Source organism: Paraglaciecola sp. (genome assembly GCF_030730205.1).
GTDB lineage: Bacteria > Pseudomonadota > Gammaproteobacteria > Enterobacterales > Alteromonadaceae > Paraglaciecola.
This window is the reverse complement of sequence record NZ_JANQVQ010000282.1, coordinates 1-8,581: the sequence shown is the minus strand read 5'-3', so window position 1 is coordinate 8,581 and position 8,581 is coordinate 1. Positions and strand designations below refer to the sequence as shown.

General features: G+C 36.7%; 5 protein-coding genes. 4 read left to right on the top strand and 1 reads right to left on the bottom strand.

Annotated features, from left to right (window positions below; genetic code table 11):
- The first annotated feature begins 220 nt into the window (after positions 1-220).
- The 4 genes from prsT (at position 221) to NWQ57_RS17990 (ending at position 6,341) form a co-directional block, all read left to right on the top strand.
- The gene (gene prsT / locus NWQ57_RS18005; protein WP_306023558.1) at positions 221-2,986 is read left to right on the top strand and encodes an XrtA/PEP-CTERM system TPR-repeat protein PrsT; all 2,766 of its coding nucleotides are present in this window, start codon (positions 221-223) and stop codon (positions 2,984-2,986) included.
- 592 nt (positions 2,987-3,578) lie between these two features.
- Complete coding sequence (locus NWQ57_RS18000) at positions 3,579-4,289, top strand: PEP-CTERM sorting domain-containing protein (RefSeq protein ID WP_306023557.1); 711 nt, start codon at positions 3,579-3,581, stop codon at positions 4,287-4,289.
- Positions 4,290-4,962: 673 nt separating this feature from the next.
- Complete coding sequence (locus tag NWQ57_RS17995; RefSeq protein WP_306023556.1) at positions 4,963-5,673, top strand: PEP-CTERM sorting domain-containing protein; 711 nt, start codon at positions 4,963-4,965, stop codon at positions 5,671-5,673.
- A 128-nt stretch (positions 5,674-5,801) separates the two neighbouring features.
- A complete protein-coding gene (locus NWQ57_RS17990) occupies positions 5,802-6,341 on the top strand; it encodes a hypothetical protein (protein ID WP_306023555.1) in 540 nt (179 codons plus the stop codon).
- A gap of 56 nt (positions 6,342-6,397) precedes the next feature.
- Here NWQ57_RS17990 and NWQ57_RS17985 read toward each other — a convergent pair whose 3' ends face one another.
- Positions 6,398-8,434 (bottom strand): ThiF family adenylyltransferase, encoded by a 2,037-nt coding sequence (locus NWQ57_RS17985; RefSeq protein WP_306023554.1) that lies wholly within the window; start codon positions 8,432-8,434, stop codon positions 6,398-6,400.
- Between the last annotated feature and the right edge of the window lie 147 nt (positions 8,435-8,581).

Here is an 8,581-nt window from a genome sequence, read left to right as displayed (position 1 = left end):
TACATCCGAACCCCTGTTCTAATAAATCCATTATTTAAACTCGCCATTCATGCTTATTATTATTCTCAAAATGAAAGCAACCTCACCTCAACGCAATAGGCTAACTGTAAAAGAATCTAAAATCATCTATTCCCTTTCAATAATTAGCGTTAATCTGTAACTTATGACAATTAAATTGCTATTCGTCTAACTCATTTAGCAATGATCACATTTCGAAAACATGGAGCAAAATATGAAACTACGATTGAAGTTAATTCCTTTAGTTGTTGCATTAGCATTAGCAGGATGTACAAAACAAACAGCGGAAGAATTAATCGCTCAAGCTCAAGTTAAAGTCGACAATGATCAATTTTCGGGTGCAGTGCTCGATCTTAAAAATGCGATTCAGTTAGAACCGAGAAATGCTCAAGCCAGATTTTTACTTGGCAAAAGCTATGTTGAAAAAGGTGCCGCAACGGCAGCAGAAAAAGAGCTTTCTGAGGCTTACGACTTGGGTTATGAGCCAAATGATGTATTACCCCTATTAGCAAAGGCTTATAGTCAACAATTTAAAAACCAACAAATCATTGACTTAGTTAACGATGCTAAAAATATTGATCCGTTGGTCGAAACAGCCCTACTCATTTATAAATCCTTAGCGTACTTTCAATTGGGACAGCCAGCGAAAGCCAGACAAGCTGTAAGGCAAGCAAACGAAATTTCTAATGAATCCATGTACAGCAAATTAGGAAGCGCGTATGTTTCTTTGAGTAACAACTTGATTGGTTCATCGGTAGAGAAGGTCGACCAACTGCTTGAGCAAACCCCTAATTTTCCAGAGGCAATTTTACTTAAAGCCCAGCTTGCCATAATGAATAAAAACTTTCCTGAAGCGGTTAAATATTTTGAAGCTTACGAAGAATTACTGCCGAGTTTATTTCAATCAAAGCTGTTTTTAGCCAACGCGTATGCAAAAAACAATCAATTTACTGAGGCTGAAAAATTAATTGATAACCTGCTGAAGATCGCCAAATCGCATCCGATGGTGAATCAACTTAAAGGGTTTGTTCGCTATCAAGCAAAAGATTATGAAGGTGCTAAACATTTTACCCAAATTGCGATTCAAAACGGCATGGACAATAAAACCAATAGGGTAATTGCAGGTATCAGCGCCTTTTATACATCAAACTACGAACAGGTTTTTCAAAATCTATCGCCAATAGAAAACGATTTTCCCAGTAATCATCCTATTAAAAAGCTATTAACGATAGTGAAACTGAAATTAGGTTACAACATCGAATCAGCAGACCAATTATCTCGCATACAAGACCTAACTGAGAAGGATATTATATTGTTGTCTGCAGTTAGCAGGCAGCTTGTTCAGTCTGGAAACCTTGAGCAGGCGCAAACTTTGTTAGAAAAAACAAAGTCTATAACGTTTACTGAACCATCTACATTGACACAAAAAGGGTTCTTAAGGTTATCTCTCGACGATGTAGAAGGCATAAGTGATCTTGAACAAGCATTGGCTTTGGACCCTGATCTTGAGGTGGCTCAGATTGGATTAGCTGCGTCTTACATTGAAAATGAACTCTACGATGAGGCTATTGAGTTGGCTAATGATTGGATCAATAAAGAACCAGAGTCGTTAAAAGGCTACATTTTAGCAGCAACGGCATTGTTAGGTAAAAACAATATTAATCAAGCTGAAGATATGTACAACAGGGCGCTTACCATAGACCCCAGCAATCCTGCCGCCAACATTTATTATGCCGATAAAGCAGAAGCAAAAAATAAAATTAGTGATGCTATTACTTATATCGAAGCTATTTTGGCGAAAAAACCTGACTATTTAATCGCACTTGAAAAATATTTTGTTTTACAGTTTCAAATGGGGAAGGTCGAAGAAGGTTTAAACGTCTTTGAAACAGCGCTAAATCAAAAATTAGGCGGTGAAAAATTAACGTTGTTATATGCACAAGCTTTATTTACCGCTCAACGCTACCAAAAAACAGTTGATGTACTTGCCAAGTTAGTCGACGCTGACAATTATCCAGACATATATTGGATAGTCTACGGTGATGCATTACTCAATTTGAATGATACTAAAAAAGCGCTAGAAGTAGCAAAAAGATGGGTGGAAACATCACCAGAGAATCGTCTAGCAAATTTACGTTTGATTACTTTTTACGAACTTGAAGGTGATATTCCACAAGCAAGGTTAGCGGCAAGAGACTCGGTTTTAAAATTTAAAAATCAGACTAAATTCACGGCACTTTTAATGTATTACAATGTTCTGTTGGGAAATTTAGCTGAAGCCAAACAAGGTTTCAATTCATTACCTGCAGAAGCCAAAGAGTCTGAAAGTGTTCAAGGAATTGAGGGCATGATGCTCCTTGAAACAGGCAATGCAGATGCAGCCTTGCCTAAGCTAAAAAGATATTACGACCTGAATCCAACAGAGCAGAATGCAATTTTTGTGGCAAAAGGTTTTAAACTGCAGGGTAATCTCATTCAGTCTATTAATTTTTTAAAAGAACATATCAAGCAAGTTGGAGAGTCGCAGGTAGTTCGAGTTAGGATTGCTGAATTAGCCATTGCTGAGAATGACTTTAATGAGGCAAAACAACAATATTCGGTGATACTTAACGCAGATGCAGATAACTTAAGGGCTTTGAATAATATGGCCAATATTTCTTTAGAAGAAAACAATATTGATGAAGCGTTGCGTTACGCTGAGAGAGCAACCAAAGTCAACCCAAATAATGCTTTAATACTAGACACTTATGCTACGACATTATTGAAATCTGGAAGTAACGAAGAGGCTTTAGATACATATTCTAAGGCATTGAGGATTGAACCCAAAGCAACAAGTATTGGCATTAGATATGTCGAAGCACTCTTATTAAGTAAGCAAAATCAAAAAGCAGCATCAATTTTAAACAGCTTGAAAACGGATGATCCTAAAATACAGATGAAGATAAATGAATTACGAAAAGGTATCTAAGATTTAGGATATAACCTACATCTAATTTTCTAATGTAAGTCTGGGGAGTTTAGATTAAATATCGCTATTCCCCGCTTTGTGTCTGTTGCAACAAAATAGCCTTAACAGATGAAAAAAAAAATAAAGACCATGGCATTAGCTAGTCATCGTAAGAACACTTCAGTTTTTGCATTGATGTAGCTTATTGAAGCCCCACATTTGTCTAATGAATCTAATTAAAAAACTAACCAATTGTCCGTGATAGTCTAAGAAAAGAAAAATTTTCAAGCACCGTTATCTATACAAAATTCACCAAACCACCGTATGCTAATTGGTTTGTTATGGTCTGGCTACATTTCTAACCGCAATTTCTTTTACAAATAGTTTATTTTTATTTCCGATGATGTCGGCGTTTTGTAGGTCTGAATAATGTCAGCTTTTTTAACATATTTAAAAGCGTAAAAAAATGACTTTTGTAAGTTGTTGTATTATATGGTAAAAAAAAATTGGCGTACTATTTGCTTTGTCTAAAGTGAACAGATTTTTACTGTTATACTGTTTACGTTAAGTTGTCGTAAATAATAACGAAGATAAACTTTTATAGGATATATTTATGTCTAACTTAAAAAAATATTTATTAGCTTCAGCCTTCACTGCAGTATGTGCTACTCAAGCTCATGCTGAGTTCGTTTTGGATTCTTTCGATAGTTATAATGCAGTATTAGAAATTACCTCTGCGGGCGCTCCAGTTTCTACTACGCGAGTAATTACTACAACAGGTGTTTCTGTTGATTATACTCTTTCTGCTGGTGGCGCTTTTGTTACCTTAGATAACTCACTTTTCCCTACTTCTCCAGTTCAGAACGGTGAACTGTCTTACAGTGGTTCCAACACTGGTGGTACTATCACTCTTAAATATTATGATGCAATTCTGGGTGTTGGTGGTTTTGCAACTACTCCTGAAAACACTGTTGACTTTACTGCATTCGGCGATACTTTTTACTTTAGTCTTTTTGACGCCGTAGATGGTCCTTTTGATGCTCAAATAACAGTTTCTTACTACGATGGTATGGGTTATTCAACTGATTCTGCAAGCTTCTCAGTAGCAGACGGTCAAGATGGCGATATTTTCTTCGCATTTAGTAACTTTATGAATGCTGATTTCACCATGATAGAGTCAATTACAACGGTTATCTCTACTCTTAACCCAAATGCTGATTTTGACCTTGCCGAAGTAGGTATTGTTCCAGAGCCTTCTTCAATCGCTCTTTTAGGTTTAGGTCTTTTAGGCTTAGGTTTAAGAAGCCGTAAAAAATCTGCTTAATATTATTGAGCAAATGTTCAAAATTTAGAAACCCGCTTCGGCGGGTTTTTTAGCATTTGAGCGTTAAATTTCTGCGGTTATAAGTTCTAGATGCGTTATTTTTCAAAAAATAAGGATTTTTGCCGGCCATGTGCTGTTTGTTTATCAACTCGCTATATTTTAGTTCGATAGCGTATCTATAATAATTTCGTGGAGTCTGTCTTTGTGGCGCTTTTAACTTCCGCTCAGCTCAGCTAAGGTTTACTTTAATAGCGTCTTGTTTAGATAGGTAAGGCAGATATCCTAGTAGGCTTACCAGAAACGCATGTTTGCCAAAATAGTCTATTACCTGTCGAGAGTCGTATCAGGTTTCTAAAAAATTTGAATCACAAAAGTCTGCAACTTCTAAAAATCTTTCAGCATAATTTCAGTCAGTTAAATATTAAACGAGGATTCAGAAAAATCGCACTAGTGGCTTATCGTTTTAGTGAACTGATGCTTAATATTCTGTCAGATTTATTTACACACTCCATGCAAATAAAAGCGTAACTTTATCTAACTATATGAAATTAATGATAAATAATATGTGGCACACGGATTGTATAAGTATTCTGTAACAAGCTTTGCGGTACTCTACAAATACCAATGTTGTCGTAAAGAAGTATGTATTGATAAACAATTAGAGGATAAGATTATGTTAAATTTCAAAAAATATTTATTAGCTTCAGCCTTCACTGCAGTATGTGCTACTCAAGCTCATGCTGAGTTCGTTTTGGATTCTTTCGATAGTTATAATTCAGTATTAGAAATTACTTCTGCAGGCGCTCCAGTTTCTACTACACGAGTAATTACTACAACAGGTGTATTTGTTGATTATACTGTTTCTGCTGGTGGCGCTTTTGTTACTGTAGATAATTCACTTTACCCTGGTTCTCCAGATCAGAATGGTCAGTTGTCTTACAGTGGTTCAAACACTGGTGGTTCTCTTACCCTTAAGTATTATGATGCGGTTTTAGGGACTGGTGGATTTGCAACTACACCTGAAAACACAGTTGACTTTACTTTACTTGGCGATAGCTTTTATTTTAGTTTGTTAGATGCAGTTGACGGCCCGTTCGATGTTGCTTTGACTGTATCTTATTTTGATGGTGTTGCTTACTCAACTGATTCTGCCGGCTTCACTGTAGCTGATGAGCAAACTGGCGATATTTTCTTTGCTTTTGCTAACTTTTTAAATGCAGATTTCAGCATGATAGAGTCAATAACTGCAGTTATTTCTACTACTAATCCAAATGCTGATTTTGACCTTGATGAAGTAGGTATTGTTCCAGAGCCTTCTTCAATTGCTCTTTTGGGTTTGGGTCTTTTAGGTTTAGGTTTAAGAAGCCGTAAAAAATCTGCTTAATATTATTGAGCAAATGTTCAAAATTTAGAAACCCGCTTCGGCGGGTTTTTTGTTTGTGATTAGTTAGTTTCTAAAATACAGGTTATAGTAAATAGCATAATAAAGTATCCGGTAGGATTTTGAGCCACATGACTAACTGGTTGTTAGCCCATGCTTCACGAAAGAACATCATTATTTTAGTATTGGGCTATTTCGCATTCCCTCTCTATTTATTGCCCATGATCCTTGACCAAGGAGAAACTGGGCCATTTGATCTGTTGTTCTACTACGATGCCGATATGGTTTACCAGATGTTGAGCGCCTATGGCGAAAGGCTTAGACACAGATATATAATTGGATTAGTCACTATCGATGTCATTTATCCAATTTACTATAGCGTTTTAATAGCGATGATGATTGCAGCCATAGTTAAGGCGTATGACAGCATTAATAGAAGATTATATTCTCTTATCTTGATCCCATTTCTTGTGATGTCGATGGATTTTCTGGAGAATGGAATGTTAGTGAGCTTGATATTTGCGTACCCTGAGCAGTTACCAAAAGTTGCCAGTGTAGTCGGGTATGTGACTAGCCTTAAATGGTTATTGTTTATTTGTGTAATCTTTAAGCTTCTATGTTTGTTAATTGGCTTGTATCGCGAAAAGGCTTCACAAAGACAACAGAGTTAGCAGATTAGTCTTTGTGAAATAATTGATTTACAATGGCCTATCAAGCTTTAAAATACTCAGCACTTTAGTTCTTCTAAAGATAATCGAACAGAACGATATTTAACTGCCTCACTGCGTCCAAGCCTGCCCATAAATACTATCTTTGAGGTATTCACTTCATTAAAAATCTGGCTGAATTTAAGTTCCATCTTTTGTGCATTTTCAGTGGTTACCTTATTGTCAGTATATTTCACACCCTTTCTTAGGTACTCAGAAAATATAACAGGTGTTTGTGCTGGCTGAAATCCTAGGTTTAACGCAGCAGCTTGTAACCAGAAACGTTGAACAGCTCTTCCTGATGCAATGTAATCTTCCACGTTTTGTGGTTCACGCTCAGCGACAATGGCAAAAAGACTGCTACTCTTGATCGCAGGTAACCAGTCCATCAATATTCTTGGCAGTATGGTGCCACCCATATATTTGGTCAAAAACCGCATTCTACCCCAGCTCTGCATACTCCATTGACTTAATGCAACGGTAATAGGGTCGACACCCAGAGACTTTGCAGGGAGTTTGTCTTTACTGAACTGATTATTCATATTCTTTTCTGCAGAACAATCATCTTTAACAGACTTGAACTCTATTATTTTAGAATGAACATCATAGCCTTCTTTCATTGATAGACGCGTATAAGCATTACCATAAAGTAAATTGGCTATGCTTAGTCTCTCGCTAAATTGTTCCTTCCAAATCACCTTGAAACCAGCTGGTAGGCTTTGTTCTAATAATTGTTTTTCATTTGTAGATAGTTTTTTGGTTCCCATTGGTTTACGTTGTACTGTGCGTAGTTTGATATAGTGAAACAAAGGATCGGGTTTACTCAATAAGTCATTTGAACTTTGCTGTTGTATTGTTATTTTAAACGCAACTGCGCCTGGTTTCTCACTGATTGAGTGTGGGGTTTGGACCTCGTCTCCACATTGTGAAATTGAGAATTCGTAACCAAGCCCATGTGCAGCAAGTTCAAAATTTTCAATTAAACATCCTAATGCTAATTTGCTGGCATTTCCCTGTTTGTCATAAACAACCCAATCACTTGTATCAAAACCATGAATTATACAGGTGTAATCATTTTTGACTTCAATACGCCACACTTGCGTATTGTCTCCGCTTGGCGCCCATTTCGCCAATTCAAAAACTTGCTCTATTGGCTTAAGTTCATTTTTAACTGCGTTTTGTTTGTTGCTTTGAGTAGCGATTTTTTTGATCACTATATTTTTCGCAATGGAAAACATGATTTTTTGAAGAGGATTTCTGTTTCCCAGTGGGCGCCAAGTTTTCTTGAATTTATTTGTGAAAGCATCAAACTGCAAGCCCTTGGGGGCAACTACCAGAGAGCCCCTATTAAGTAAGATTTTCAAAACGTATGTTCCTGCGATGCCTGCGCACATTTTAACAGCCATAGGAACAGAGGGGCCTTTTTTTTGCTCAAAGTCAGCCTTTTCTGGTACAACAAGATAATTACGTTGAAGCATGGCGGGTGAAAGTCCAACTAAAAATTTAATTAATTGTTCATCTTCTGATTCACAATCATCAAATCTGAAGTATTCTTCAAACGTCATTTGCCCTGGCATAAAACAAAGAAACGCACATCCCATACCTAACGGCGCTGCTGTTAAAATTGGTATTCCTTTTTCTTGGCATTTTTTAAACACCAGTTTGCGGGCATTTAAAGCAAAAAAGTCCAAGCTATCTACATAAACGTCAACGCCATCTAGAAAAGCTTCGACATTTGTTTCGTCAATACCTTCAGGATACGTTTCAATATCTAATTCGGGGTTAATATCTAGTGCTATATCTCTCATGACATCACACTTAGGTTTATGCAAAGTTGACATAAACGCCCCAGCTTGACGATTAAAATTATGTACTTCGAACTCGTCAAAATCTGAAATGCTAAAAGACCCAATACCTAACCTAGCAAGCGTTACCAAATGCTCACCACCAACACCGCCAGCCCCAGCTATAGCTACTTTTTTTGACTTTAATAGCTGTTGTTCATCGTCAGTTACCCAGCCGATATTTCGTGAAAAAGCATTAGTGTAATTAAACATGACAGCCAATCTCTTTTTTAGTTTGTATTAGTTTTTATTAAAACATTAGAGATGATAAATACTGACATCCTTTTTATCTCCTGTGGTTCAGTGTTTTTCTAATGTTTTTCAGCATCAACTTAAACCCTGGTGTCAGGTTTTGCATTA

Excerpts from the sequence above, each read along its gene's own strand:
- NWQ57_RS17995 (WP_306023556.1), top strand. The coding sequence starts at position 4,963 with ATGTTAAATTTCAAAAAATATTTATTAGCTTCAGCCTTCACTGCAGTA.
- NWQ57_RS18000 (WP_306023557.1), top strand. The coding sequence starts at position 3,579 with ATGTCTAACTTAAAAAAATATTTATTAGCTTCAGCCTTCACTGCAGTA.
- prsT (WP_306023558.1), top strand. The coding sequence starts at position 221 with ATGGAGCAAAATATGAAACTACGATTGAAGTTAATTCCTTTAGTTGTT.
- NWQ57_RS17985 (WP_306023554.1), bottom strand. The coding sequence starts at position 8,434 with ATGTTTAATTACACTAATGCTTTTTCACGAAATATCGGCTGGGTAACT.
- NWQ57_RS17990 (WP_306023555.1), top strand. The coding sequence starts at position 5,802 with ATGACTAACTGGTTGTTAGCCCATGCTTCACGAAAGAACATCATTATT.